We start from the raw sequence: 24,223 nt of genomic DNA, 5'->3' as shown, positions 1-24,223 counted from the left end.
TTCTCATTCGATAGTTTTTTTCAACCAACCCCAAGGAAACACCATGTCCCTGATCAACACACAAATCCAGCCGTTCAAAAACCAAGCCTTCCACAACGGCAAGTTCGTCGAAATCACCGAAGCTACCCTCAAGGGCAAGTGGAACGTGTTCATCTTTATGCCCGCCGCTTTCACCTTCAACTGCCCTACAGAAATCGAAGACGCTGCTGACAACTACGCTGCTTTCCAAAAGGCCGGCGCTGAGGTGTACATCATCACCACCGACACGCACTTCTCACACAAAGTGTGGCACGAGACTTCGCCTGCTGTGGGCAAAGCCAAATTCCCATTGATCGGTGACCCGACACACAAGTTGACACGCGCTTTTGGCGTGCACATCGAAGAAGACGGCCTGGCTTTGCGCGGCACTTTCGTGATCAACCCAGACGGCATGATCAAGACCATGGAAGTCCATTCCAACGAAATCGCCCGTGACGTGTCTGAGACATTGCGCAAGCTGACCGCTGCCCAGTACACCGCCGCCAACCCCGGCCAAGTGTGCCCAGCCAAGTGGAAAGAAGGCGCCAAGACTTTGGCTCCTTCCATCGACCTGGTCGGCAAGATCTAAATCTTGACTTCTTCGCCCTGCTTGGCAGGGCGTTGAGCACAGCGCAACAAGGCCACAAGTCGGGTTGCGCTGTCCTCAACGATTCCCCCAAAACCCTTTATTTGGGTCCCGCCACAAGCGAGGACTTGAGTTTTTTGCAGCCCGAAACAGGAGAATTCCATGCTCGACGACACCCTCAAAGCCCAATTGCAACAGTACTTGGCCTTGCTGCGCCAGCCCATCCGCTTGGTCGCCTCTTTGGACGACAGCGAAACTGGCACCGAGATGAAAGAGCTTCTCGAGACCATTGTGGGCTTGTCCGACAAAGTGAGCCTGGACACCACCGGCAACGACGCACGCAAGCCTTCATTCGAAGTGGTGCGCGAGGGTGAAAGCCAAGGCGTGCGCTTTGCAGGTCTGCCGCTCGGCCACGAGTTCACTTCTTTGGTCTTGGCATTGCTCTGGACCGGCGGCCACCCACCCAAGGTGGAGCCCGAAGTGATCGATGCCATCAAAGGCCTGGACGCCGACTCCAGCTTTGAGGTTTACATGTCGTTGTCTTGCCACAACTGCCCAGACGTGGTGCAGGCCTTGTCGCTCATGGCCATCTTCAACCCCAAGGTGAAAACCGTGGTCATTGAGGGCGGTGCTTTCCAGAAGGAAGTGGAAGAGCGCCAGATCATGGCCGTGCCCATGGTGTTCCTGAATGGCCAGGTGTTCGGTTCGGGTCGCATGAGCGTCGAAGAAATCGTGGCCAAACTCGACACGGGTGCAGCCACCCGCGACGCCGCTAAGCTGGACGCCAAAGACCCGTTTGAAGTCTTGATCGTCGGTGGTGGCCCCGCTGGTGCGGCGGCTGCCGTGTACGCGGCCCGCAAAGGCATCCGGGTGGGTGTGGCCGCTGAGCGCTTTGGCGGTCAGACCAACGACACCATGGCGATTGAAAACTACATCTCGGTGCTGGAGACGGACGGACCCAAGTTCGCTGCCGCTTTGGAAGCCCAGGTGCGCCAGTACGGCGTGGACATCATGAACCTGCAACGCGCCGACAAGTTGACGCCCGCAGGCGCCGATGGCTTGGTGCACATCCAGATGGAAAACGGCGCGACGCTCAAGGCCAAGACCGTGATCTTGTCCACCGGTGCGCGCTGGCGCAATGTGAACGTGCCCGGCGAAGCCGAGTACAAAAACAAGGGCGTGGCTTACTGCCCGCATTGCGACGGCCCGCTGTTCAAGGGCAAGCGCACGGCAGTCATCGGTGGCGGCAACTCCGGGATTGAAGCCGCGATTGACTTGGCGGGCATCGTCGAACACGTCACCGTGATCGAGTTTGCCGAGCAACTCAAGGCCGACGCTGTATTGGTGAAAAAGCTGCACAGCTTGCCCAACGTGACGGTGCACACCAACGCCCAGACGACCGAGATCACCGGCGACGGCAGCAAGGTCAACGGCATCAGCTACAAAGACCGCGCCACCGGCACCGAGCACCATGTCGAGTTGGCAGGCGTGTTCGTGCAAATTGGTTTGGTGCCCAACACCGAGTTCTTGAAGGGCACGGTCGAATTGAGCAAGTTTGGCGAGATCGTGGTGGACGCCAAGGGCCACACCAATGTGCCCGGCGTGTTCGCTGCTGGTGACTGCACCACCGTGCCGTACAAGCAGATCGTGATCGCCGCAGGCGAAGGCTCCAAGGCTGCGCTCAGCGCCTTTGACCACCTGATCCGTTCCTGAACCCAAGCCAACGCGCCTTGAATACACCGGTTTTCAAGGCGCTTGGCTGACAGGTTGTTGCTGTCTACTGTGTGGGTTTCAGGTCGGCATCGGTGAGCGTGCGCAGAAATGCCAAGACATCTTCAATCTCCGCCTCGTCAAGGGCAGGGGTCTGTCCTTTCTTGCGCTCGTAGGGCACTTCTTCCACATTCACGTTGTTTTTATAGACAAGCGGCAAATCGTTGAATTTGTCGATGCGGCCATCGGCCGATTGGGGATACCATTTTTCCGGATGGGTGTCGCGCTGCACGTAAAACACCAGGACCTCGCGCAAACTCTTGAACTGGCCGTTGTGGAAAAAAGCTTGTCGCACCGCGGCGTTGCGCAGCGATGGCACCTTGAATGCGCCGCACCAGGCGCTTTGTGACCGTTTGTCTTCGGGTGTCTTGGCGCAAAGCCCCAAGTCGAAATAGGAGGGATCTTGGTTGTGTTTCAGGGCCAAGTTGCGCGGAATCCCGAGGTTGTCGTAACTGAAGTCCGTGAAAAGAGGCGGCAACCCCGCTTGGTCTTTTTCAGCGGTATGGCAGGCTGCACAGTTGCCTTTCTCGGCGTTTTTGAACAAGTCCAGTCCGCGCATTTCGGCGGGTGTGAGCTTGATGGTTCCTGCAAGATATTGGTCAAATCGGCTTGAAAAGGGCCTGAAGGACCGGTCTTCCAACTGGAATTTCTGCAAGGCCATGGCCATCTGCTCGAACGCGGCTTCGGGGCGGCTGAGAATGTCCGAACCAAACACCTTTTTGAATTGCGCCGAATACGGGGTTACGGCCAATTTTGCGATCACGCTGGGCACATCGGGGTTGGCCATTTCCACTTTGCCGAGAAAAGGCTGTTTGGCTTGTTCTGCCAGTGTTTGTGCTCGGCCGTCCCAAAAGAAGCCGCCTTTTGCTTTTCCCTCAGCGTCCACTTCGAAGGGCGTGTTGTATGCCAAGTACCGCAATGAGGGTGACGTGCGCTGACCTTTTTCCTGGAGATGGCTGCCGCCCGGTTGGGCTGGCAAATCGTTGGGTTGTGCGTGCCCAAAAGCCGGTTGGTGGCAACTGGCGCAGGATTGGCCTCCCGATGCGGACAAGGAGGCGTCAAAGTAAATCAGTTTGCCCAAAGCCGCTTCCGGTGAAAGCGGGTCGGGGCTGGTTTTTGAACCACAGCCTGCGAGACTGGTCCACAGCAGCAAGGCAATGAGGGCTTGCTGCCACTTTGCAAGCATGTTCATCATTTGAATCCAACGCGGTCCAGCATCTGCTGCACCTTGATTTGGTTCATGCCCACGGCGCTGATCGGGATCAGTTCGCTTTTGAAGCTGCCACCGGTCATGGCTTTGAGGGCCGGGTTGTCAAAGCTCACGCCTTTGGTCACGGGCCACTCGTTGTTGCCGTTGGCAAAGTGGTTTTGTGCTGCAGGGCTGGTCAAATATTCCAAAAACAGCACCGCATTGGCTGTGTTTTTGGCGTGACGGGCCACCGCGCCACCCGCCACGTTGACGTGGGTGCCCCAGCTCGATTGGTTGGGGAACACCACACCGATTTTATCGGTCACGGCTTTGTCGGCGGGGTTGCTGGAGCGCATCATGCGGGCCAGGTAGTAGGTGTTGGTGACCGCCATGCCGCATTCACCCGAGGCCACCGCCTTGATTTGGTCGGTGTCGCCGCCTTTGGGGCTGCTGGCCATGTTGTCGACCAAGCCCTTGAGCCAAGCTTCTGTTTTTTGTGGGCCCAAGTGCTCTGTCATGGCACCAAACAAGCTCAGGTTGTAGGGGTGTGAGCCAGAGCGGATGCACAGTTGCCCCTTGAATTGGGGGGAGGCCAGTTTTTCATAACTGTCAAAGTCCGCCTTGGTGTATTTCAGCTTGTCGAACACCACCACGCGGGCGCGGGTGGACAGACCAAACCAAGCCGTGCCCCCGTTGTCGGCTGGTTTGGCACGCAAATTGGCAGGAATCACTTCTTCGAGCTTGGCCGATTTGATGGGCAAGAAAAGGCCATCGACCTCGGCACGCCAAAGGCGGGCGGCATCCACCAGCAAAATCACGTCAGCCGGGGAGGCCGCACCTTCGGCTTTCAGACGGGCGAGAATACCGGCATCGTCGGCATCCACTCGGTTGATTTTGATGCCCGTGGCTTTGGTGAAGTCGCTGTACATGACTTCGTCTGTGGGATAGTGGCGCGCCGAGTAGATGTTGAGTGTTTTGTCTTGTGCCCAAGTGGCTGTGGTGGCCAGCAAACAAGTCAAGCTGATGAGAGATTTTTTGAAAGTCATTTGAATGCCCCGTGAAGTTGTTCGAAGTTTATATCAAATGAGAATGGTTCTCAATAACCCCTCTGGTGCTCATGGGGAATCCGTGCGTCAGAACAGGTCAAAAAGCGTTGGTCGGGTTGCCGTGGGTCTGTGTTTGGCGCTGGTTTTGGCTGGGTGCAGCAGTTTGTCTACGCCGCCCACAACGGGTGTCGCAGGCAAAACCGCACCTGCCGTGGAGCGCCGTGAGCTGAAACTGGGCCTGGCTTTGGGGGGCGGTGCGGCGCGCGGTTTTGCCCATTTGGGCGTGATCGAGGTGTTGGAAGAAGCTGGTTTGCGTCCCAGCCATTTGGTGGGCACATCGGCCGGAAGTTTGGTCGCCGCGCTGTATGCCAGTGGCAAAAGCACAGCTGAACTGGCCCGGATGGCCGAGACCATGCAAGAGGCCGACATCACCGATTGGATGCTGCCCATCCTCAATCGAGGGGCTTTGCGCGGGGAGGCGCTGGCCAAATACGTGAACACCCAAGTCGGTGGCAAGAATTTGGAGCAGATGAAGATACCGCTGGGCATCGTGGCCACCGACCTGAAAAGCGGCGAAGCGATCACCTTTCGGCGCGGCAACACCGGCGCTGCGGTGCGGGCGTCCAGCGCGGTGCCGGCCGTTTTTCAGCCGGTGCGCATTGGTGAGCGTGAGTATGTGGACGGGGGTTTGGTGGCGCCTGTGCCGGTGCGCCAGACCCGCGATATGGGGGCCAATTTTGTGATCGCGGTCGACATTTCGAGTGACCCAGAGGGCAACCCTTCGGCCGACACGTTTCAAATCCTGATGCAAACCTTCACGATCATGGGCAAGACCATCAACACTTTGGCCTTGAAAGATGCGGATTTTGTGGTCAGGCCCGCATTGACCGGGGTAAAAAGTGCCGATTTCAGCGCCCGCATGCGGTCCATCGAAGCTGGGAGAGCCGCCATGCGGGCTGCATTACCCGCTTTGAAAGTGCGTTTGGCCCAGTTCGAAGAGGGCCATTGAGGCAGGCAAAAAAGGGCCAAAAAAAAGGGCCAAAAAAAAGGGCTGATCTGGCGATCAGCCCTTGAAGAGATTTAGAAAATCACTTCTTTTTAGCAGCTTTGGGTGCAGCCGATTGGGTCACCGAAGCCAGATTGGATTCGGCCAGGTCGGTGGCTTGTTTGACGGCTTTTTGCACGGATTCAAAAGCGGCACTGGCGGTCGTCACGGCACCCTTCATCATGGCCACGACTTGCTCGGAACCGGCAGGCGCATTTTGAGCAGCGGTGTCGATCAGCGTGGCGAATTGCTTTTGGGCAGCGCTTGTTTGCGACTCCATGGCTTTGGTGAATTCACCGCCTGTGCCGGAAGCGATCTCGTACAGGTGGCGGCTGTAGGCGGCTGTTTTTTCGGCCAATGGCTGGAACAGGTTGGCTTGCATGGCCAGCAGTTCTTGGGCGTCTTTGACGCTCAAAACCGCTTGTGTGCTGTTGGAGGACTCGTCCATAGCGGCTTTGGCGGCGCTCATGTTCAGTTCAACCAGTTTTTCAACGCCTTCGAAAGCTTTGGCGGTCAGGCCAAACAGGGTTTCAACGTTGGCTTTGTGTGCGGCGACGATTTGCTCGGGTGTCAACATGTAAGGCTCCAGATAAGAATTTGAGGTTTCAAGACAACTGCGCCGAAACTGACCGGGGCCATACAACTTTGTTGCAGTGCAGCATGGTTTGAATTTTAGGGTCTCTCCCAGCCTTTACAAGGCCATGGGCTTGGTGTGGGCTCAGTTTAGAGTGGGTTTTCTAGAATCGCTTTGTTCTGAATCAAGCCATGCACGCCTATTACGCCGACCATTTTGTTCTGCCTTTGCCCGAGGGGCATCGCTTTCCCATGCACAAGTACAGCCGTTTGCGCGACCGCTTGAGTACCGAATTGCCAGGCGTTCTGATGCAAGAAGCGCCCACCGCCAGCGATGGCGAGCTGGCACTGGTTCACACGCCCGCTTACATCCAGGGCGTTGCCAATGGCAGTCTCGATGCGGCGGTGCAGCGCGAAATCGGTTTTCCTTGGAGTTTGGCCATGGCCGAGCGTGCCCGCCGATCCGTCGGTGCCACGGTCGCCGCGGCCCGAGATGCTTTGTCGCAGGGTGTGGCGGGCAACCTAGCCGGGGGCACACACCATGCCTACGCCGACAAAGGTGGTGGCTTTTGTGTGTTCAACGACATCGCGGTCACCGCCAGGTTGATGCAGGCCGAAGCCTGGCGGCACCAACGCCAAGCGTTGAAAGTCGCGGTGATCGATCTGGACGTGCACCAAGGCAATGGCACAGCGCATGTGTTTGCCAATGACCCGACGGTTTTTACCTTGTCGCTTCATGGCGAGAAGAACTTTCCCTTTCGCAAGGAAGCCAATGACCTGGATGTGGGCCTGCCCGATGGCTGTACCGACGAGCCTTATTTGGCCGCGCTGCACCAGGCGCTGCAGACCCTGCAAGACCGGTTTGACCCGCAGCTGGTCATTTATCTGGCGGGTGCCGACCCGCACGAGGGCGATCGGCTGGGAAGGCTCAAGCTCACGCTGGACGGCATGCAGGCCCGCGACCGGGTGGTGATGGACTGGGCCTGGCAGCGCAGACTGCCGGTGGTCATGTGCATGGGCGGCGGCTATGGCCACGACATCGAGACCACGGTGCAGGTGCAAATGCAAACTTGGGATGTGGCTTTGCAGTACTGGCGGCTGTGGCAAGGCTGGCACAATCAACAGCCATGAATTCGCCCGTGACACCCCCCGCCAAACCTCAGGCAGACCCCCGCAGCAGCTACAAGGCGTTTCGCCCCATCAGCACGCGCTGGATGGACAACGACGTTTACGGCCATGTGAATAACGTGGTTTATTACAGTTGGTTTGATACCGCGGTCAACGCCACCTTGATTGAGCAGGGCGTGCTGGACATCCACGCGGGCAGCACCATTGGTCTGGTGGTAGAAACCCAGTGTTTTTACTTTGCGCCGCTGGCCTTCCCCCAAACCATCGACGCGGGCATCCGCGTGGCCAAGTTGGGGACGTCCAGCGTGCGTTACGAGGTGGGCTTATTTGCCCAAGGCGAAGACCTGAGCGCCGCCCGGGGCCATTTTGTGCATGTGTACGTGGACCGAGAAACCCGCCGCCCCGTGCCCCTGCCTGCCCCACTCAAAGCATTTTTGGAGACATTGACATGAGCATTTTGGACATCGGACCCCAAGTCAGCACCCGCGTGAACGACGCCGCCAGCGTGGATGCGGCCATTTTGAGCCGTTTTTCGGCCCGCGCCTATTTGCCCCAAGCGGTGGACCGCAGCGTTTTGCAAGAGGTGCTGAGCATTGCCGCCCGTTCGCCCAGCGGCACCAACACCCAGCCTTGGAAGGTCTATGTGCTGCAAGGCGCCAAGCGCGACGAGTTGGTGGCCAAGACCTGCGCAGCCCACGACGCCATCAGCGCCAACCCGGCCTTGGCTTCTGAATACGCCGAGTCTTACGACTACTACCCCGAAAAATGGGTCAGCCCCTACATCGACCGCCGCCGCGAATGCGGCTTTGGTTTGTACGGTGTGCTGGGCATTGGCAAGGGCGACAAGGCTTTGATGCACGCGCAGCACCAAAAGAATTTCCGGTTCTTTGACGCCCCCGTGGGCCTGATATTCACCATCGACAAGGTGATGGGCCGGGGCAGTTTGCTCGACTACGGCATGTTTTTGCAAAGCATCATGGTGGCCGCTCGGTCGCGGGGCTTGCACACCTGCCCGCAAGCGGCTTGGAACGGCTTTTCCAAAATCATCTTGCCGCATGTGGGCGCGGGTGAGAACGAGATGGTGGTTTGCGGCATGGCACTCGGTTATGCCGATGAGTCTGCGCTGGTGAACACCTTCCAGACCACCCGCGTCGCTGCCCAGGACTTCACCCATTGGGTGGACTGACCTGTTGACTCTGAAGACAAAGGCCTGAATTGGGATTCGAAGCACTGGCGCTGCAATTGCTCAATGGCCTGAGCCACGCCACCACCTTGTTCCTGATGGCTTCCGGGCTGACGCTGATTTTTGGTGTGACCCGGATCGTCAATTTTGCGCACGGCAGTTTTTTCATGCTGGGCGCTTTGTGTTCGGCGCACGCGGTGACGAACGGTTGGCCAGCGATGGCCGAGACCGCTTGGGGATACGGTTCGGTGATGTTGATGGGCGCTTGTCTTGCGGCCTTGCTCGGGGCCGTGACCGAAGTTTTGCTTTTGAAACGCATGCGCCACGCGCCGCAGCTGTACCAACTGGTGGCCACCTTTGGCCTGACGCTGGCGCTGCACGACGCCATGCGCTGGTATTTTGGGCCTGAAGAGGTATTTGCGCCGCGCTTTCCGGGCCTCAAAGGTGCGGTTCAGCTGGGCGAGTCGTTTTTCCCGACCTGGCAATTGTTCACCTTGGTGCTCGGGCCAGTCGTTTGGCTGGGCCTGCACCTCTTGCTCACCCGCACACTTTGGGGGCAGCGCGTGAAAGCCGCCACACAAGACCGCGAGATGCTCGACGCCTTGGGTGTGAACCCCGCACCGCTCATGCTGGGCGTGGTCATGTTGGGCTGTGGTCTGGCGGGACTGGCCGGTGCGCTGCAGTTGCCCCGCGAGCCTGCCAACCTGCAAATGGACGTGAACGTGGTCGTCGAGACCTTTGTGGTCGTCGTCATGGGCGGGCTGGGCAGCATTGGCGGGGCCTTTGTGGCGGCGGTGCTGATTGGTGTGATCCACGCTTTGGGCCTGAGCTTTTTCCCTCAAGCGACTTTGGTGCTGGTGTTCTTGACCATGGCGGTGGTGCTGGTTTGGCGGCCGCAGGGTTTGGCTGGGGCGGCGGTGCATGGGGAGTTGCGCGAAAGCGTACCGGTGTTTGCGCTCTGGCCTTTGGGCCTGCCGGGTCGGGCCCTGTTTGTCGCCGTTTTTGTCGGGTTGACGTTGCTGGCCTGGGGGCAGGGCGATTACGGCCGCAGCTTGGCCGAGGACGTGATGGTCATGATGCTGTTTGGCCTGAGCCTGCAGTGGATGATGGCTTTGGGTGGTTTGGTCAGTTTTGGCCATGCGGCGTTTTTTGCATTGGGTGCTTATGGTGCGGCGCTCGCGCATTGGCACTGGGGTGCGGGCCTGTTGGGCGCTTTGACTGCGGGCATGGCGCTGGCGCTGGGTGTGGCGCTGGCTTTTGGTGCCTTGGTGGTGCGCAGCAGCGGGGTGTACTTGGCCATGCTGTCACTGGCGCTGGCGCAAATGATTTGGGCAGGGGCCACGCAGTGGGTGGCGCTCACGGGCGGCGACAACGGCCTGATTGGTCTGCGCTTGATCGCACCCGAGTTGCGTGCCTTGTGGGACGCGGCTCTGGGTGTCTTCATGCTTGTGGCCATCGTGTGCATGGCCCGCTTGGCCCGCTCCAGCCGGGGCGCGGCTTTGCAAGCTGTTCGCGACGCGCCTTTGCGGGCAGCGGCCAGTGGCTTGCCGGTCCAGGCTTTGCGCTACCAGGTGTTTGTGGGCAGCGCTACTGTGGCGGGGCTGGCAGGCGGCTTGTGGGCAGCCTTCAAAGGGGCGGTGTTCCCCTCTGTGGCTTCGGTGGCCATGTCCGTCGATGCCTTGTTGGTCATCTTGTTGGGCGGTGTGCACCAACTTTGGGGCTCGGCTGTGGGCAGTGTGCTGCTGGTGTGGGGTGGGGCCGAGCTGGGGCAGGGCCTCGACTATTGGCGCGGTGTGTTGGGCTTGGTCATCATGTTGGTGATGGTCTTGACCCCCAGTGGTGTGTTGGGTGGTTTGCAAATGGGGTTGGCCCGTTTCGCTTCCAAGGGGAGCCGTGCATGAGACTTGGAACGGTTTTGCAGGTCAGCGGTTTGGCCAAGCATTTTGGCGGTGTGCGGGCGCTGGACGGCGTGCACTTCTCTGTACCTGCGGGCCAGTGTGTCGCCCTGATCGGCCCCAACGGCGCGGGTAAATCGACCTGCTTTGCCTGTTTGGCAGGCCAGCAAGAGCCCACGGCAGGCCAGGTGATTTGGCAGGGCCAATCCCTTTTAGACAAGTCGCCCGCTGAGCGCCAGCGTTTGGGCGTGGCCCGCACCTTTCAGGTCGCGCAAACCTTTGAGGCGCTGACCGTGCTGCAAAACATCCAGCTGGTGCTGCGCGGTGCTGCGCCACTGGCTTGGTGGGACCGGCTGGACCGCCGCCAACCAGACCGTGCTTTTCAGTTGGCCACGCAAGCGGGCTTGCAACATCAGGCTCACGCGACGGTGGCCGATTTGCCTTATGGCGCCAAAAAGCGCTTGGAGCTGGCGATGGCCTTGGCGGGCTTGCCCGAGTCGGCTGCAAATCAAGGGCCGTCTTTGTTGTTGCTGGACGAGCCCGCCGCCGGCTTGGCCTTGGCCGAGCGGGCCGACATGATGGCGCTGGTGCGCCAAGTGGCTTCACAAGGCGTGACGGTGCTCTACACCGAGCACAACATGGACGCCGTGTTTGGCGTGGCCGATCGGGTGCTGGTGCTGATGCAAGGTCTCTTGGTGGCCGACGGCCTGCCTGACGTGGTGGCGCAAGACCCGCAGGTGCGCGAGCGCTACTTGGGGATGGATTTCGATCTGAACGCTAACGTGAATACCGATGCGAAAGGCCTGCCCGTTGCTCAACGTTGAAGGCCTGAACGCCTGGTATGGCCAAGCCCAGGCTTTGTTTGACGTGAGTTTGTCGGTGGGCGAGGGCGAATTGGTCGTCATTCAGGGCTTGAATGGCGCAGGCAAATCCACCTTGCTGCAAAGCCTGATCGGCATCGGCCCCCGAGCCCGAGGTCGAATTGAATGGCAAGGCCGGCCCATCCAAGACTGGCCCGCCCATCGCCGCGCCCGCGCAGGCTTGGGCTTTGTGGCCGAAGACCGTCGCCTTTTCACCGGCCTGTCGGTGAAAGAGAACCTGTGGATAGCAGCCCAAACCCAACCGGTTTCCAGCGGGCAAGACACAGCCGACCAGCGATGCGAGCGAGTTTTGGCCTTGTTTCCGCAGCTCAAAGCCATGTTGCACCGCCCGGCCAGCCAAATGAGCGGAGGGGAGCAGCAAATGCTGGCGCTCGCCCGCACCCTCATGACGGCCCCGCGCCTTTTGTTGCTGGACGAGCCCTGCGAGGGCATTGCCCCGGTGTTGGTGGCGGCCATGCGCGATGCGCTGCTGCAGCTGGCCCGTGAAGGCGTGGCCATGCTGGTGGCCGAGCAAAACAACATTTTGGCCAAACATGCCCAGCGGGTGCTGGTGCTGACCAGCGGGCGCATACAAACGGTAGCCTGAACCCAACAACGCGGTCACAAGGCATCCCTTACACTGCCCGACAAGCACGAGTGGCCCTAGCCACCAGAGACAACACACCATGATCATCACCAGCCTGCTCGACACCGACCTGTACAAGTTCACCATGATGCAAGTCGTGTTGCACCAGTTTCCGGGTGCGCAGGTGGATTACAAATTCAAGTGCCGCAACCCTGGGCTCCCCTTAGCACCCTATGTGGAAGAGATTCGCCAAGAAATCCGCTCGCTGTGCTCTTTGAGCTTCAAGGAAACCGAGCTGCAGTACCTGCGCTCGCTGCGGTTCATCAAAAGCGACTTTGTGGATTTTTTGGGGCTGTTCAAGCTCAACGAAAAATGCATTCAGGTCACGGCGCTGCCATCCGGTGAGATCGACATCACCATTCAAGGGCCATGGCTGCACACGATTCTTTTTGAGATCCCGGTGCTGGCCATCGTCAACGAGGTGTTTTTTCGCAACACCCAAAAGGTGCCTGACCTGATGGAGGGCCGCAGGCGCTTGGACACCAAGATTGCCCAGCTCAAAGCACCAGGCCTTGAAACCCTCAAAATCGCCGACTACGGCACACGCCGCCGGTTCTCGCGCGCCTGGCATGAAGAGGTTCTGCGGGTGCTGTCGGCGCGTTTGGGTACGGGACCCAAGGGCCAATTCGCGGGCACCAGCAATGTCTATTACGCCTATTTGCTGGGTTTGACCCCGCTGGGCACCATGGCGCATGAGTATTTGCAAGCGGCGCAAGCTTTGGGCCCCAGACTGCGCGACAGCCAGATTTTTGCCTTCGAGTCTTGGGCCAAAGAATACCGGGGCGACCTGGGCATTGCCCTGAGTGATGTCTACGGTTTCAACGCCTTCTTGCGCGATTTCGATTTGTATTTTTGCAAGTTGTTTGACGGGGCTCGCCACGACAGTGGTGACCCATTTAGCTGGGGTGAGCGCATGATTGCGCACTACCAGTTGAACCGGGTGGACCCGAAAACCAAGACACTGATTTACAGCGACGGTTTGACCATTCCCCGAACGATTGCCTTGTTCGAGCAATTCAGGGGCCGTTGCCAACTGGCTTTTGGCGTGGGCACCAACCTGACCAATGACCTGGGGTACGAGCCGCTGCAAATCGTCATCAAAATGACGCGCTGCAATGGTCAGCCTGTGGCGAAATTGTCGGACTCACCTGGCAAAGGCATGTGTGATGACGAGAAGTATTTGGCGTACTTGCGCCAAGTGTTTGAAATCGACTTGCCCACGGCTGCCATCTAAATCCGAAAGAAATCGAAATGCTGACCTTGTTGATCTGTCTGTTTGTGGTGGCATACGCTGCCATCGCTTTGGAGCATCCGCTCAAGGTGAACAAAACAGCAACGGCCTTGTTGGCCGCAGGGGGTCTTTGGACCATTTATGCGGTGGGTGCCAACGATCCTCAAACCATTTCTCATGAGTTGGGCGAATCGTTGATGTCGACCGCCCAAATTGTGTTTTTCTTGATGGGTGCTATGGCCATCGTGGAAGTGATTGACGCCCACAATGGTTTTGATGTGTTGACTTCGCGCGTGAAAACGAGCTCTTTGTCTCGTTTGATGTGGCTTGTGGGTTTTGTGACCTTCTTTTTAAGCTCAGTGCTCGATAACCTGACCACCGCCATCGTCATGGTTTCCTTGATGAAGAAGCTGCTCGACCAACGCGAGGATCGATTGTTTTTTGCGGGTGCCATTGTCATTGCCGCCAATGCTGGGGGGGCTTGGTCACCGATTGGTGACGTGACCACCACCATGCTTTGGATCGGGGGGCAAATCACGGCCTTGGAAATCATGAAAGGGGTCTTTTTACCGGCTCTGGTCAGTTTCTTGATTCCTACTTTTGTCATGTCTTGCTTGCTCAAAGGCCGAGCCGTGACGCCACCAACCCATAACGTGGATGCCCAAGAGGCCAACACCTCGCCTTTTGAAAAAAATCTGATGTTTTTCTTGGGTTTGGGGGTTTTGATGGCCGTTCCGGTCTTCAAGAGCATCACCTCTTTGCCACCCTTCATGGGCATACTTTTGGGCCTTGGTTTCATTTGGCTGATTGGCGATTTGGTGCACAAGGACAAGCCAGATGAGGACAAATCGCACCTCACATTGGTCAGTGCATTGACCCGGATTGACATGAGTGCCGTTTTGTTTTTTGCAGGCATTTTGTTGGCTGTGGCCACACTGGAGCACACCCATATCTTGGCTTCTTTGGCCCAATGGCTTGACCAACAAGTGGGCCAACTCGACATCATTGTGATCATCATTGGCTTGGTGAGTGCAGTGGTAGACAACGTCCCCTTGGTGGCCGCTGCCATGGGCATGTACAGCCTTGAGCAACATCCAACCGACAGTTTTTTGTGGGAATTTTTAGCTTACTGCGCAGGTACGGGCGGTTCGATTTTGATCATCGGGTCGGCTGCTGGTGTGGCGGCGATGGGCATTGAAAAAATTGATTTCGTTTGGTATTTGAAAAAAATCAGTCTGTGGGCATTGTTGGGTTACTTGGCCGGAGCCCTTGTCTACATCGTTCAATTTCAATTCATGCATTGACCTTTTGGGTCATCGCTTAGGAGGTGTTTCGTGACTAAATCCCGTATCTTGGTGGCCCGTGCCATCTTTCCCGAGGTCCTGCAGTCTTTGGCGCAGGTGTTTGACGTCGAGAGCAACCAGGCCGACGAGGTTTGGTCTGCCGAAGAGCTGACCCGTCGCATGCAAGGCAAAGTGGGCGCTTTGACCACGGGCAGTGAGCGCATCGACGCGGCGCTCTTGCAGGCCAACCCTCAGCTCAAGATCGTGGCCAACATGGCCGTGGGTTTCAACAACTTCGATGTGCCCGCCATGACCGCCGCAGGCGTGCAGGCCAGCAACACGCCTGATGTGTTGACCGAAACCACGGCCGACTTTGGCTTTGCCTTGCTCATGGCCACGGCCCGCCGCGTGACCGAGAGCGAGCATTACCTGCGTGCCGGTTTGTGGACCAAGTGGAGCTACGACATGTTTGCCGGTGCCGAGGTGCATGGCTCGACCATTGGCATCATCGGCATGGGCCGCATCGGTCAAGGCATTGCCCGCCGCGCCGCCCACGGCTTCGGCATGAATGTGATTTACCACAACCGCTCGCGCCTGAGCGCCGAGCTGGAAGCCGAATGCAAGGCCCGCTACGTGTCCAAGCAAGAGCTGTTGCAAACGGCCGACCATGTGATGCTGGTCGTGCCCTACAGCGCCGAGTCGCACCACACCATCGGCGCGGCTGAATTGGCGCAAATGAAGCCCACCGCCACTTTGGTCAACATCGCACGCGGCGGCATTGTGGACGACGCGGCTTTGGCCAAAGCGCTGGCGGCCCGCCAGATCGCTGCGGCGGGCATCGATGTGTTCGAGGGCGAGCCCTCGGTGCACCCCGAATTGCTCAAGGTGTCCAACGTGGTGCTCACACCCCACATCGCCAGCAGCACGGTCAAAACCCGCATGGCGATGGCCCAATTGGCCGCTGACAATTTGGTGGCTTACCTCACCCGTGGGAAGGCCTTGACGCCACTGAACACCGTGACAGGCTCCGCTGCATGAACGAGTGGTTGCTGCTCGCGCTGGGTGGGCTGAATTTGTTAGCTTTGGTGTTTTTATTGCTGCGTTCGCGGGTGTCGCCCGAGGCGCAGGCCGAACGGATCGCAGAATTTCTGGCAGAGAAAACCGCCGAACAAACGGCTACAAAAGCGTCTGAGCAGACTGCGTGGCAGCAGCAACAGTTTGCTGCCGCGCAGGCGCAAACAGAGCGATTGGAGCGCGAGATGCGCACCGAGATCAGCCAATCCAGCGTGCAAGGCCGGCAAGAAGCCATGCACAACCTCACGCTGTTCCAGCAATCGCTGCTGCAGCAAAGCGCCGAGGCCACCCGCACGCAAAACCAACAAATTGACGCCTTGGCCCAGCAACTGGCCTTGCTGCAAAAAAGCCTGACCGACAGCTTGGCGCAACAAGTCAATGCACTGTCAGAGGCCAACGCCCGGCGCCTGACCGAGATGCGCGGCACCATGGAAACCCAGCTGGCCCAGCTGCAGCAAAGCAACGCCGCCAAGCTCGATGAAATGCGCCAGACCGTGGACGAAAAACTCCAGGCCACGCTGCAAGCCCGTCTGGGCGAGAGCTTCAAACAAGTGGCCGACCGGCTGGAGCAGGTGCATAAAGGCTTGGGCGAAATGCACACCTTGGCGCAAGGCGTGGGCGACCTCAAACACCTGCTGACCAACGTCAAAACCCGGGGCATGTTTGGCGAGGCGCAACTGGCCTCCTTGCTTGAACAAGTGCTCACCCCAGAGCAATACGCCGTGCAAGTGGCCACCAAACCTGGTGACAAAAACCGGGTGGACTTCGCCATCCGCTTGCCAGGTCGCTCGGACAGCGGCCAGCCCGTGTGGTTGCCGATCGATGCGAAGTTCCCCAACGAAGACTACGAACGCCTGCTCGAAGCCCAAGGCCGCGCCGACCCGGTGCAGGCCGAGTTGTGCGCCAAAGCCCTGGAGACGCGCATCAAGTTGGAAGCCAAGTCGATTGCTGAAAAGTACCTGGAGCCACCCCACACGACCGACTTTGCGGTGATGTTCTTGCCCACCGAGGGCTTGTATGCCGAGGTACTCCGTCGCCCCGGTTTGATGGAAACCTTGCAGCGCGACCACCGCGTGACGCTGGCGGGGCCCACCAATTTGATGGCCATGCTCAACGCCCTGCAAATGGGTTTCAGAACGCTCGCGCTTGAAAAACGCTCCAGCGAAGTCTGGCAAGTGCTGGGCGCGGTGAAAACGGAGTTTGGCAAATTCGGGGATGTGCTGTCCAAGGTGCGCAACCAGACCCAGACCGTGCTCAACACGCTGGACCAGGCCCAAACCCGCAGCAACGTCATGAGCCGCGCCTTGCGGCAAGTGGACGCGCTGCCTGAATTGCAGGCTCAGGCGCTGCTGCCGGGTGGCCCGGATTTACCCGACGAGGTGGCTGATTGACGCCAGACTTGGCCCGGTTGATTGCAGGCCAAATGTTCCTGCACGCCTGCATGGCGGGCGCGCGAATGGCCATCCCTTTGTTGGCCCTCAAGCAAGGCTTCAGTCCTGTTGCGGTGGGTGCTTTGTTGGCCTTGTTTGCACTGGCCCCCATGTTTCTGGCATTGCCTGCCGGCCGTTACAGCGACCGCCGTGGTTTGCAAAAACTCATGCGCGTGAGCGTGGTTATAGCCGCATCTGGGGTTCTTTTGTCGGCGGTGTGGCCCATTTTCCCGGTGATGTGTTTGAGCGCCTTGGCGGTTGGAGGCGCCACGGGGATGGTGTTGATCGCATTGCAACGCCATGTCGGCCGCATGGCGACAGATCCAGCCGCGCTCAAAGTGGCCTTCAGTTGGTTGTCACTCGGCCCTGCGGTGTCTAATTTTGTGGGGCCCGTCGCGGCGGGTTTGTTGATCGACTTCGCAGGACCATCCGCTGGCGATGTTGTGGGTTTTCGCTGGGCGTTTTTGTTGATGGCGGTGTTTCCGCTGTTCACTTGGTTTTGGGTGCGTCAGGTGCCGGAGTTGCCGTTGTCCCCCGAGTTGCCCAACGCCCAACCGCGCCGTGCCTTGGATTTGCTGGCCGAGCCGATGATGCGGCGCTTATTGGGCGTGAACTGGTTGTTGGCGTCGTGCTGGGATGTCCACACTTTTGTCGTGCCGGTTCTGGGCCACGAGCGCGGTTACAGCGCGTCGGTGGTGGGGTCTATTTTGGGGGCGTTCGCTTTGGCATCGGCTTTTATTCGGGTTTGTTTGCCCTTCATTTCAAAGCACGTCAAAGAGCACCAAATCATCACGTTCGCGATGGCCTGCACGGGTGTGATTTTTGTCTTTTATCCCTTCATGCCGACACCTTGGGCCATGGCTGCGTGTTCGATTTTGCTGGGTTTGGTGTTGGGCACCGTGCAACCCATGATCATGAGCACTTTGCACCAGATCACCCCGCCACACCGACAAGGCGAGGCTTTGGGCTTGCGCTTGATGAGCATCAACGCCTCCAGCGTGCTGATGCCGATGCTGTTTGGTGCTGCGGGGGCCATCGCAGGCGTTGCCCCGGTGTTCTGGGTGGTGGGTGCAGCCGTGGGTACAGGTTCTCGTGCCGCTTGGTTTTTGCGGCCAGGCCATGCCCATGCGTCCAAGCCTTAAGACACCTTGAGTTGGTAAAACGCGCAAATGGCCTGCCAAGCCGCTTCGGGCGTGTCCACGTAATGGATCAGGTTCAGGTCATCGGCTGAGATCATGCCTTCTTCCACCAGCAGCTCGAGGTTGAGCAAACGCTGCCAATAATCGCTGCCAAACAACAAAATCGGCACCTGCTTGGATTTGCGTGTTTGGACCAAAGTCATCACCTCAAACAACTCGTCCAGCGTGCCAAAACCACCCGGAAACGCCACCAAAGCTTTGGCCCGCATCATGAAATGCATTTTGCGCAGCGCAAAGTAATGGAACTTGAAGCTCAGGCCTGGCGTCACATACGCATTGGGTTGTTGCTCGTGGGGCAGGGCGATGTTCAGGGCCACCGACAGCGCACCGACCTCCGAAGCGCCCCGATTGGCCGCTTCCATGATGCCGGGGCCGCCGCCTGTGCAGATGAAGAGCTTTTCATGCTGGGGTAGGCAATCGCATGACCGCGCGACCATTTGGGCAAAAATCCGGGCGTTTTCATAATGCTCTGCATTGCGCAGCAGGGCTTGCGCTTGATGAATGGCCTGAGATGGGCCACTTTGCAGCGCTGATTTCAAACGTGCTTCTGCGGTGGATCGGTCGACAAACCTGGCGCTGCCGAACACCACCACCGTGTGTTCAATGCCCGCCTCGGCTTGGGCTAGATCCGGCTTGAGCATTTCCAACTGAAAACGAATGCCCCGGGTTTCGCGGCGCAACAAAAATTCCGGGTCGGCGAATGCCAAGCGGTGCGCCTCGGGCAGCAGCCAGTCGCTGGTGGGGGACTCGTTTTGCAAATCCGCCCAAGCGTGGGCCAAGGTGGCGTCTTGAATATTGGGTGTGTCGGGTGCGTTGGGTATTTTGGGCATGCGTTCATTGTGCATGGCCATGAAAAAAGCCCCTTGCGGGGCTTTCTTTGGGGAACATGATCAAGGGATCAGACGCGCTTGCGGTATTCGCCAGTGCGGGTGTCGATTTCAATCTTGTCGCCTTGGGCTACAAACAAAGGCACGGGCACTTCCAAACCGGTGGCGATTTTGGCGGGCTTGAGCACTTTGCCGGAGGTGTCGCCTTTGACGGCTGGCTCGGTCCAAGTGATCTCGCGCACCACGCTGGTGGGCAATTCAACCGATATGGCTTTCTCGTTGTAGAACACCACTTCGAGTTCCATGCCGTCTTCGAGGTAGTTCAAAGCGTCGCCCATGTTGGTGGCTTCGACTTCGTACTGGTTGAACTCGGTGTCCATGCAGACGTACATCGGGTCAGCGAAGTAAGAGTAGGTGCACTCTTTTTTGTCCAAGATGACTTGGTCCATCTTGTCGTCAGCACGGAACACGTTTTCGGTGCCGAAGTTGGCGATCAAGCTCTTGAGCTTCATGCGCACGGTCGACGAGCCGCGGCCGCCACGTTGGTATTCGGTGCGCAGGACGACCATGGGGTCTTTGCCGTGCATGATGACGTTGCCGACGCGGATTTCTTGAGCGGTTTTCATAGGAATTAAGTCTGAAATGAAAAGGGGTGGCCAAAAGCCAAGCCCACTATTCTAACCTGTGGGGCTTGGTTTTCGAGCGAAATCTCGTTGCTCTACGGAAGAGGTTGAGATTGTGTGAAGATTGACTGTCCGTACCTGATAGCGTACGATAAAGCGAGGAGTTCAACATGCAAACCCTTTCCGCCAGTGACGCCCGCGCCAACCTTTACCGTTTGATGGATCAGGCAGCCGAGTCGCATCAACCCATTGTCATCACGGGCAAGCGCCACGATTCGATCTTGTTGTCTGCAGAGGATTGGCAAGCGATTCAGGAGACGCTGTATCTGCTGGCTGTACCTGGCATGCGCGAGTCCATCAAGGAGGGCATGGCCGAGTCAGTGGACGACTGCGCAAAGGAGCTGAACTGGTGAGCTGGCAGCTGGTGTTTGCCAAGCATGCCCAAAAGGATGCTCCGAAACTGGCGTCTGCCGGGCTCAAGCCCAAAGCGCAAGAACTGCTGGCCATGATTCAAGAAAACCCTTTTCAGAATCCGCCGCCTTATGAAAAGTTGGTGGGCGATCTGGCTGGGGCGTACTCCCGGAGGATCAACATCCAGCATCGCTTGGTCTACGAGGTTCTGGCCGAGCAAAACACCGTCAAAGTGCTGCGCATGTGGTCACACTCATCAGTTGGCTGACCAAATCGGTTTGTTGAAGCAGCCGTTTCCGCGCAGTTTGCGCACATGCCGTCCAGTCTGTCAGCGCGTTGGAATTGAGCGAGGTCAATTCCCCACTCTCCATCCCATTCCACACCCGATGCGCCTTGCGCAAGCTCTCCGGCGCTTGCATCCAATCTAAAAAGGCTTCCAGTTTGGCGTGGTGGGCATCATCATCCTGCGGGTAGATGTGCCAGATGAAGGGCTGGTCCGCCCAAGGCGTGAACCAGTCGCTATTGGCGAGAGCTGTGAAAGCGGTCCTGCTGGAAGAAACTGCGCTTGAAGACAAAGGACCAGCTGCTCGAAAAGACGGTGCTCATGCCGCCGACCCAGCCGTTGAACAGGTACAACAGTGCCACGCCAGCGCCAATGGTGAGGCCGCCCAGCAAGTAGTGCTACCAGCCGATAGGGAAGAAGGTGTTGATGAGGGACATGGTATTGGATTATCCTCAAGGTCTATTTGTTGTTTGGCATAGGGCTGAACAACGCCGTGTCTTTATGCCGCTAAGTCAACAGTGTCGTTTATTCTGTCTTGTTGCCAGAGTAGAAATGAATTTTTCGATCACCTGTGATTCTTGGAGCCTGTGTTGAATTTTTCTAGCATATGAAAATTTTTATTTCCATTTTATTCTTGGCCTTCAATTTTGTATTCAATGCCTTTGCTCAAGATTTTAGCTACCCTTTGGGTGAGGATAAATTCATCAATTTACCAAAAGGTGATTGGAAGTTGATTGATCCAAAAAAATTCGAAATTAATAATGATTATTTCGATGGTTTGATATTTGAAGAGAAAGATTTTAATGGATCCCCGGTTTTAATTTTCGTTAGGAAAACAATTTCGAAAGGGGGTGGTAACCACGGTTTTCCAGCATGCCTTAGAATGCAAAATTTAAACTTGGATCATTTTTATGGTAATTTTAATTCCATTTCGCCTCTTAATTCAAGGTATTGTGGTGGCTTTAAGCATTTTCCCGATGTAAAAAATCTCAAAGATAAAATAATTATTAATGAACCTTATGGGAAAAAAATTAATAACGTGATTGCAGCTTTATACCAAAAAGAGTCAGTAATTATTCATACATTTTACAATGCCAAATCCAATGATTATGGGGTTTTTGTTGCTATTGTAAAGCCTGCTAGTAAAGTTATTGCAAAGGGTGGTCTTGAATTTAATAATATATTGCATTGGAGTGATTTGTACTCCAGGGATATATCGAGATCATTTATTTACGGTGAAAAATCAAATTCAATAAATTTTTATTTTGATGCCGATGAAATGGCAAAAAAAGAAAACAAAGAGTCAGTTGGATTTATTGGGATGAGTACGACATCAATTCAACCTTCAATTATCACAGAGACCTCGAAATATCTGAAGGATCAATTGGCATCGCAGCAAAAGTCTGCCGAGGAAGCTGCTTCCAAGGAAAAACTGCTTGCTGACCAGAAGCCTAAAGAAGAGCAGCGCTTGGCGGAAGCCGCAAGAAACAAAGAACAACAGAAATTGGCTTTTGAGTCGCAGCAAAAAGAGCAACTACGCCTGGCTCAAGAAGTCAAGTTGCGCGAGCAAGAGAAACTGCTGGCAGACCAGAAGGCCAAAGAAGAGCTGCGCTTGGCTGAAGACGCAAGACTCAAAGAACAACAGAAGCTGGCTTTGGAGGCACAGCAAAAAGAGCAACTGCGCCTCGCTAAAGAAGCCAAGTTGCGTGAACAAGAGAAGCTGCTGGCAGATCAGAAGGCCAAAGAAGAGCAGCGCTTGGCTGAAGACGCAAGACTCAAAGAGCTACAAAAGCTGGCTTTGGAGGCGCAGCAAAAAGAGCAGGCCCGCCTGGCACAGGAAGCCAAACAGCGTGAGCAAGACAGGTTGATTCAACTCAGTAGGATCAAAGAGTTGGAGGCGGTGGCCGAAAGTGCAAGGGCCAAAGATTTGGAGTTGGCCAAACTCAAGGAAGAACTGGCCAGCATGAAGGGTAAAAAGGAAGCCGCTTCAGCCGCTGCCGTCACTCGCAAGGCTTTGGTGATCGGCAATGACAATTATTCGAGTGTGTCCAAGCTGGTCAATGCGCGCCAAGATGCCAATGCCGTTGGCAAGTCTTTGACCGACTTGGGCTACAAGGTGACGGTCAAGAACGACTTGAATGAGAAGGACATGAAAGCTGTCCTGCGCCAATTCAAGAACGAACTAGAGGGGGGTGATGAAGTCGTGCTCTTCTACGCGGGTCACGGGATTCAGATCGGCTCTACCAACTATCTCTTGCCCATCGACATCAAAGGTGAGAGTGAAGACCAGGTTCGTGACGATGCCATTCAATTGCAAAGATTGCTCGATGACATGAACGACAGAAAGGTCAAGTTGACCCTCGCTGTCATTGATGCCTGTCGCGACAATCCTTTTCCGAAGTCGGGCCGAGCGATTGGCACACGCGGCCTTGCGCCTACAACTGCTGCAACAGGGCAAATGATCATCTTTTCAGCGGGTACGGGGCAGCAGGCTTTAGACAAATTGGGGCCGGGTGACAAAAATCCTAATGGCTTGTTCACCCGTATGTTTCTCAGCGAGATGAAAACACCCGGCCTGCGAGTTGACAACATGATTCGCGATGTACGTCGCAAGGTTGTCGAAGCGGCTAAATCAGTCGGTCATGAGCAAGTGCCAGCGATCTATGACCAAGTGGTAGGGGATTTTTACTTCAACAAATAGTCTTGATGCCAGGCTGAAACGAATTGAAGGTTCTGCCAAAGGCGGCAGAACCCTTGCCGAAAGTCAGCAATGTCAACTCTCTTAGCCAGTCGCCTTGACCAATGTAAGCATTTGGCAGGATAAATCGCTTTGCGTCAGTAGCCGTTGCCTTATGACTTGCGCGCAGGCCCTCCATTCGGCCTGCCCATTTGAATTAAAACTCTCCCATTCACCGGACTCCACCCCATTCCACACCCGATGCGCCTTGCGCAAGCTCTCCGGCGCTTGCATCCACTCCAAAAACGCTTCCAGCTTGGCGTGGTGGGCATCATCATCCTGCGGGTAGATGTGCCAGATGAAGGGCTGGCCTGCCCACAGGGCACGTACCAATGAGTCCTCGCCTCGCACAAAGTTCAGGTCGCAAGCCCAGAGCATCTCGTCAAAGCTGTTTTGGTCGGTATAGAGCAGGGCACCCCAGTTGAGCTGAATTCCATCGGTCGGCATGTTCGACAAAGCTTGTTGCACAGCCGCCAGTGGGCGGCCGGGGGTGACCAGCAGGTGGTGCGGCGTTCCTTGTAGTTGGGTCAGGAGTTGGGGCAGGGCGGCAGGTTCGTAACAAAACAGGCTGATCAACAGCCCGCCGGGTGCCAGATCCGGGGCGTGTTGTTGTCGCCAAGCTGCACGGTCAAAGCGCTGCTGCCGTTCCAGCAAGTCGGATTCTCGCAACAGGCCCCCTGTGTCGGGGGTGAAGCCGGGATAAAAGAAAGTTTTGGTCCAACCCTTGGCCGGACCGCTCATCACGGGTGAGGGCAGACCGTGCATGCGAGGCACCCAGTCTTCGGCGCTGAGGTATTCGAGGTTGATCCAGGCGGGTTGTTGTGCGTGCGTGGCGACACCGTGGGCGACGAAGGCTTCGGGCAGGGTGCAGCCAAACGCTTCGACCCACACGTCTGCAGGCTTCAAGGTTTTCAACACATCGCTTTGGCTGGCTGCGCCCCAGGGCAGCACTTGCAGATGGGGCTGGGCATGGGCGTCGGGGGCCATCCATGAAAGGGCCGAGGCGTCGTCCACCCACAAGCGCACCGATTGGCCTTGGGCCAGCAACTGGCAGGTGAGCCGCCAGCACACGCCCAGATCGCCGTGGTTGTCGATGACGGTGCAAAAAATGTCCCAAAGTTTTTCGGCGTGGCGCGTGTTCATGGCTCGAATTGTCGCTTGGCTGGGTGCAGGCATTCGCAAGCAG

General features: G+C 57.1%; 24 protein-coding genes and 1 pseudogene. 17 read left to right on the top strand and 8 right to left on the bottom strand.

Going from position 1 to position 24,223, the window contains the following annotated elements; all coding sequences use genetic code 11:
- Positions 1-43: 43 nt before the first annotated feature.
- Together ahpC and ahpF are read left to right on the top strand one after the other, a co-directional pair.
- Positions 44-607 (top strand): alkyl hydroperoxide reductase subunit C, encoded by a 564-nt coding sequence (gene ahpC, locus B9Z40_RS09680; protein ID WP_100173440.1) that lies wholly within the window; start codon positions 44-46, stop codon positions 605-607.
- 159 nt (positions 608-766) lie between these two features.
- Entirely contained in the window at positions 767-2,317 is a 1,551-nt protein-coding gene (gene ahpF, locus B9Z40_RS09675) for an alkyl hydroperoxide reductase subunit F (protein ID WP_100173155.1), read from the top strand.
- 64 nt (positions 2,318-2,381) lie between these two features.
- Here the strand turns inward: ahpF and B9Z40_RS09670 are convergent, their stop codons facing one another.
- Positions 2,382-3,566: a cytochrome-c peroxidase gene (locus B9Z40_RS09670; RefSeq protein WP_233204869.1), complete on the bottom strand. Its 1,185-nt coding sequence runs from the start codon at positions 3,564-3,566 to the stop codon at positions 2,382-2,384.
- Positions 3,566-4,609 (bottom strand): extracellular solute-binding protein, encoded by a 1,044-nt coding sequence (locus B9Z40_RS09665; protein ID WP_100173154.1) that lies wholly within the window; start codon positions 4,607-4,609, stop codon positions 3,566-3,568. The genes B9Z40_RS09670 and B9Z40_RS09665 overlap by 1 nt, the downstream gene beginning before the upstream one ends.
- A gap of 133 nt (positions 4,610-4,742) precedes the next feature.
- Here B9Z40_RS09665 and B9Z40_RS09660 point away from each other — a divergent pair, with 133 nt between their 5' ends.
- Positions 4,743-5,618 (top strand): patatin-like phospholipase family protein, encoded by an 876-nt coding sequence (locus B9Z40_RS09660; protein WP_233204868.1) that lies wholly within the window; start codon positions 4,743-4,745, stop codon positions 5,616-5,618.
- Positions 5,619-5,697: 79 nt separating this feature from the next.
- On the opposite strand, the gene B9Z40_RS09655 is transcribed toward B9Z40_RS09660, so the two are convergent.
- The gene (locus B9Z40_RS09655) at positions 5,698-6,231 is read right to left on the bottom strand and encodes a phasin family protein (RefSeq protein ID WP_100173153.1); all 534 of its coding nucleotides are present in this window, start codon (positions 6,229-6,231) and stop codon (positions 5,698-5,700) included.
- Between the two features lie 188 nt (positions 6,232-6,419).
- Here B9Z40_RS09655 and B9Z40_RS09650 point away from each other — a divergent pair, with 188 nt between their 5' ends.
- The 11 genes and pseudogenes from B9Z40_RS09650 to B9Z40_RS09600 all read left to right on the top strand — a co-directional run bounded on the left by B9Z40_RS09650 (position 6,420) and on the right by B9Z40_RS09600 (position 18,099).
- Positions 6,420-7,358, top strand: a complete 939-nt coding sequence (locus B9Z40_RS09650; RefSeq protein WP_100173152.1) for a histone deacetylase — start codon at positions 6,420-6,422, stop codon at positions 7,356-7,358.
- Positions 7,355-7,807, top strand: coding sequence for a thioesterase family protein (locus B9Z40_RS09645; RefSeq protein WP_100173151.1), 453 nt, complete (start codon positions 7,355-7,357; stop codon positions 7,805-7,807). The genes B9Z40_RS09650 and B9Z40_RS09645 overlap by 4 nt, the downstream gene beginning before the upstream one ends.
- Positions 7,804-8,541 (top strand): nitroreductase, encoded by a 738-nt coding sequence (locus tag B9Z40_RS09640; protein ID WP_100173150.1) that lies wholly within the window; start codon positions 7,804-7,806, stop codon positions 8,539-8,541. Before B9Z40_RS09645 ends, B9Z40_RS09640 begins: the two co-directional genes overlap by 4 nt.
- Positions 8,542-8,570: 29 nt before the next feature.
- Positions 8,571-10,439 (top strand): ABC transporter permease, encoded by a 1,869-nt coding sequence (locus B9Z40_RS09635; protein WP_100173149.1) that lies wholly within the window; start codon positions 8,571-8,573, stop codon positions 10,437-10,439.
- Positions 10,436-11,257: an ABC transporter ATP-binding protein gene (locus B9Z40_RS09630; RefSeq protein WP_100173148.1), complete on the top strand. Its 822-nt coding sequence runs from the start codon at positions 10,436-10,438 to the stop codon at positions 11,255-11,257. Before B9Z40_RS09635 ends, B9Z40_RS09630 begins: the two co-directional genes overlap by 4 nt.
- Entirely contained in the window at positions 11,244-11,900 is a 657-nt protein-coding gene (locus tag B9Z40_RS09625; RefSeq protein WP_233204867.1) for an ABC transporter ATP-binding protein, read from the top strand. The genes B9Z40_RS09630 and B9Z40_RS09625 overlap by 14 nt, the downstream gene beginning before the upstream one ends.
- Positions 11,901-11,973: 73 nt before the next feature.
- Positions 11,974-13,173 (top strand): annotated as a pseudogene (gene pncB, locus B9Z40_RS09620) (nicotinate phosphoribosyltransferase); the annotation flags it as partial.
- Between the two features lie 17 nt (positions 13,174-13,190).
- Positions 13,191-14,474 carry a sodium:proton antiporter NhaD gene (gene nhaD / locus B9Z40_RS09615; RefSeq protein WP_100173145.1) on the top strand — a complete coding sequence of 428 codons (1,284 nt, stop codon included), beginning with the start codon at positions 13,191-13,193 and terminating at the stop codon, positions 14,472-14,474.
- Between the two features lie 30 nt (positions 14,475-14,504).
- Positions 14,505-15,491: a D-glycerate dehydrogenase gene (locus B9Z40_RS09610; protein WP_100173144.1), complete on the top strand. Its 987-nt coding sequence runs from the start codon at positions 14,505-14,507 to the stop codon at positions 15,489-15,491.
- Positions 15,488-16,918 (top strand): DNA recombination protein RmuC, encoded by a 1,431-nt coding sequence (locus B9Z40_RS09605; protein WP_100173143.1) that lies wholly within the window; start codon positions 15,488-15,490, stop codon positions 16,916-16,918. Before B9Z40_RS09610 ends, B9Z40_RS09605 begins: the two co-directional genes overlap by 4 nt.
- A gap of 50 nt (positions 16,919-16,968) precedes the next feature.
- A complete protein-coding gene (locus tag B9Z40_RS09600) occupies positions 16,969-18,099 on the top strand; it encodes an MFS transporter (RefSeq protein ID WP_369823440.1) in 1,131 nt (376 codons plus the stop codon).
- On the opposite strand, the gene B9Z40_RS09595 is transcribed toward B9Z40_RS09600, so the two are convergent.
- Positions 18,096-19,007, bottom strand: a complete 912-nt coding sequence (locus B9Z40_RS09595; RefSeq protein ID WP_369823438.1) for a TIGR00730 family Rossman fold protein — start codon at positions 19,005-19,007, stop codon at positions 18,096-18,098. The genes B9Z40_RS09600 and B9Z40_RS09595 overlap by 4 nt on opposite strands.
- Positions 19,008-19,054: 47 nt before the next feature.
- Positions 19,055-19,609, bottom strand: a complete 555-nt coding sequence (gene efp / locus B9Z40_RS09590) for an elongation factor P (RefSeq protein WP_100173141.1) — start codon at positions 19,607-19,609, stop codon at positions 19,055-19,057.
- A 167-nt stretch (positions 19,610-19,776) separates the two neighbouring features.
- On the opposite strand from efp, the gene B9Z40_RS09585 reads away from it, so the two are divergent.
- Positions 19,777-20,019 carry a type II toxin-antitoxin system Phd/YefM family antitoxin gene (locus tag B9Z40_RS09585; protein ID WP_100173140.1) on the top strand — a complete coding sequence of 81 codons (243 nt, stop codon included), beginning with the start codon at positions 19,777-19,779 and terminating at the stop codon, positions 20,017-20,019.
- Positions 20,016-20,285, top strand: coding sequence for a Txe/YoeB family addiction module toxin (locus B9Z40_RS09580; protein WP_100173139.1), 270 nt, complete (start codon positions 20,016-20,018; stop codon positions 20,283-20,285). Before B9Z40_RS09585 ends, B9Z40_RS09580 begins: the two co-directional genes overlap by 4 nt.
- Here the strand turns inward: B9Z40_RS09580 and earP (B9Z40_RS17090) are convergent.
- Positions 20,245-20,592 carry an elongation factor P maturation arginine rhamnosyltransferase EarP gene (gene earP, locus B9Z40_RS17090; protein WP_143473947.1) on the bottom strand — a complete coding sequence of 116 codons (348 nt, stop codon included), beginning with the start codon at positions 20,590-20,592 and terminating at the stop codon, positions 20,245-20,247. The two genes, B9Z40_RS09580 and earP (B9Z40_RS17090), sit on opposite strands and share 41 nt — an antisense overlap.
- Positions 20,537-20,662 (bottom strand): hypothetical protein, encoded by a 126-nt coding sequence (locus tag B9Z40_RS17395; RefSeq protein ID WP_255408269.1) that lies wholly within the window; start codon positions 20,660-20,662, stop codon positions 20,537-20,539. Before B9Z40_RS17395 ends, earP (B9Z40_RS17090) begins: the two co-directional genes overlap by 56 nt.
- 245 nt (positions 20,663-20,907) lie before the next feature.
- Here B9Z40_RS17395 and B9Z40_RS09570 point away from each other — a divergent pair, with 245 nt between their 5' ends.
- A complete protein-coding gene (locus tag B9Z40_RS09570) occupies positions 20,908-23,001 on the top strand; it encodes a caspase family protein (protein WP_100173138.1) in 2,094 nt (697 codons plus the stop codon).
- An 81-nt stretch (positions 23,002-23,082) separates the two neighbouring features.
- On the opposite strand, the gene earP (B9Z40_RS09565) is transcribed toward B9Z40_RS09570, so the two are convergent.
- Positions 23,083-24,180, bottom strand: a complete 1,098-nt coding sequence (gene earP / locus B9Z40_RS09565) for an elongation factor P maturation arginine rhamnosyltransferase EarP (RefSeq protein WP_199172538.1) — start codon at positions 24,178-24,180, stop codon at positions 23,083-23,085.
- Between the last annotated feature and the right edge of the window lie 43 nt (positions 24,181-24,223).

Source organism: Limnohabitans sp. 15K (genome assembly GCF_002778285.1).
In the GTDB taxonomy this organism is placed as follows: Bacteria; Pseudomonadota; Gammaproteobacteria; order Burkholderiales; family Burkholderiaceae_C; genus Limnohabitans_A.
Note: the sequence above shows the minus strand (reverse complement) of the source record. Positions and strands in the feature narration are given on the sequence as shown.

What these genes read in the sequence shown, in the direction of transcription:
- B9Z40_RS09650 (WP_100173152.1), top strand. Translation starts at nt 6,420, where the DNA reads ATGCACGCCTATTACGCCGACCATTTTGTTCTGCCTTTGCCCGAGGGG.
- B9Z40_RS09645 (WP_100173151.1), top strand. Translation starts at nt 7,355, where the DNA reads ATGAATTCGCCCGTGACACCCCCCGCCAAACCTCAGGCAGACCCCCGC.
- B9Z40_RS09670 (WP_233204869.1), bottom strand. Translation starts at nt 3,566, where the DNA reads ATGAACATGCTTGCAAAGTGGCAGCAAGCCCTCATTGCCTTGCTGCTG.
- B9Z40_RS09605 (WP_100173143.1), top strand. Translation starts at nt 15,488, where the DNA reads ATGAACGAGTGGTTGCTGCTCGCGCTGGGTGGGCTGAATTTGTTAGCT.
- B9Z40_RS09595 (WP_369823438.1), bottom strand. Translation starts at nt 19,007, where the DNA reads ATGGCCATGCACAATGAACGCATGCCCAAAATACCCAACGCACCCGAC.
- ahpC (WP_100173440.1), top strand. Translation starts at nt 44, where the DNA reads ATGTCCCTGATCAACACACAAATCCAGCCGTTCAAAAACCAAGCCTTC.
- efp (WP_100173141.1), bottom strand. Translation starts at nt 19,609, where the DNA reads ATGAAAACCGCTCAAGAAATCCGCGTCGGCAACGTCATCATGCACGGC.
- ahpF (WP_100173155.1), top strand. Translation starts at nt 767, where the DNA reads ATGCTCGACGACACCCTCAAAGCCCAATTGCAACAGTACTTGGCCTTG.
- B9Z40_RS09665 (WP_100173154.1), bottom strand. Translation starts at nt 4,609, where the DNA reads ATGACTTTCAAAAAATCTCTCATCAGCTTGACTTGTTTGCTGGCCACC.
- B9Z40_RS09630 (WP_100173148.1), top strand. Translation starts at nt 10,436, where the DNA reads ATGAGACTTGGAACGGTTTTGCAGGTCAGCGGTTTGGCCAAGCATTTT.
- B9Z40_RS09570 (WP_100173138.1), top strand. Translation starts at nt 20,908, where the DNA reads ATGAAAATTTTTATTTCCATTTTATTCTTGGCCTTCAATTTTGTATTC.
- B9Z40_RS09600 (WP_369823440.1), top strand. Translation starts at nt 16,969, where the DNA reads ATGGCGGGCGCGCGAATGGCCATCCCTTTGTTGGCCCTCAAGCAAGGC.
- B9Z40_RS09655 (WP_100173153.1), bottom strand. Translation starts at nt 6,231, where the DNA reads ATGTTGACACCCGAGCAAATCGTCGCCGCACACAAAGCCAACGTTGAA.
- nhaD (WP_100173145.1), top strand. Translation starts at nt 13,191, where the DNA reads ATGCTGACCTTGTTGATCTGTCTGTTTGTGGTGGCATACGCTGCCATC.
- earP (WP_199172538.1), bottom strand. Translation starts at nt 24,180, where the DNA reads ATGAACACGCGCCACGCCGAAAAACTTTGGGACATTTTTTGCACCGTC.
- B9Z40_RS09585 (WP_100173140.1), top strand. Translation starts at nt 19,777, where the DNA reads ATGCAAACCCTTTCCGCCAGTGACGCCCGCGCCAACCTTTACCGTTTG.
- B9Z40_RS09640 (WP_100173150.1), top strand. Translation starts at nt 7,804, where the DNA reads ATGAGCATTTTGGACATCGGACCCCAAGTCAGCACCCGCGTGAACGAC.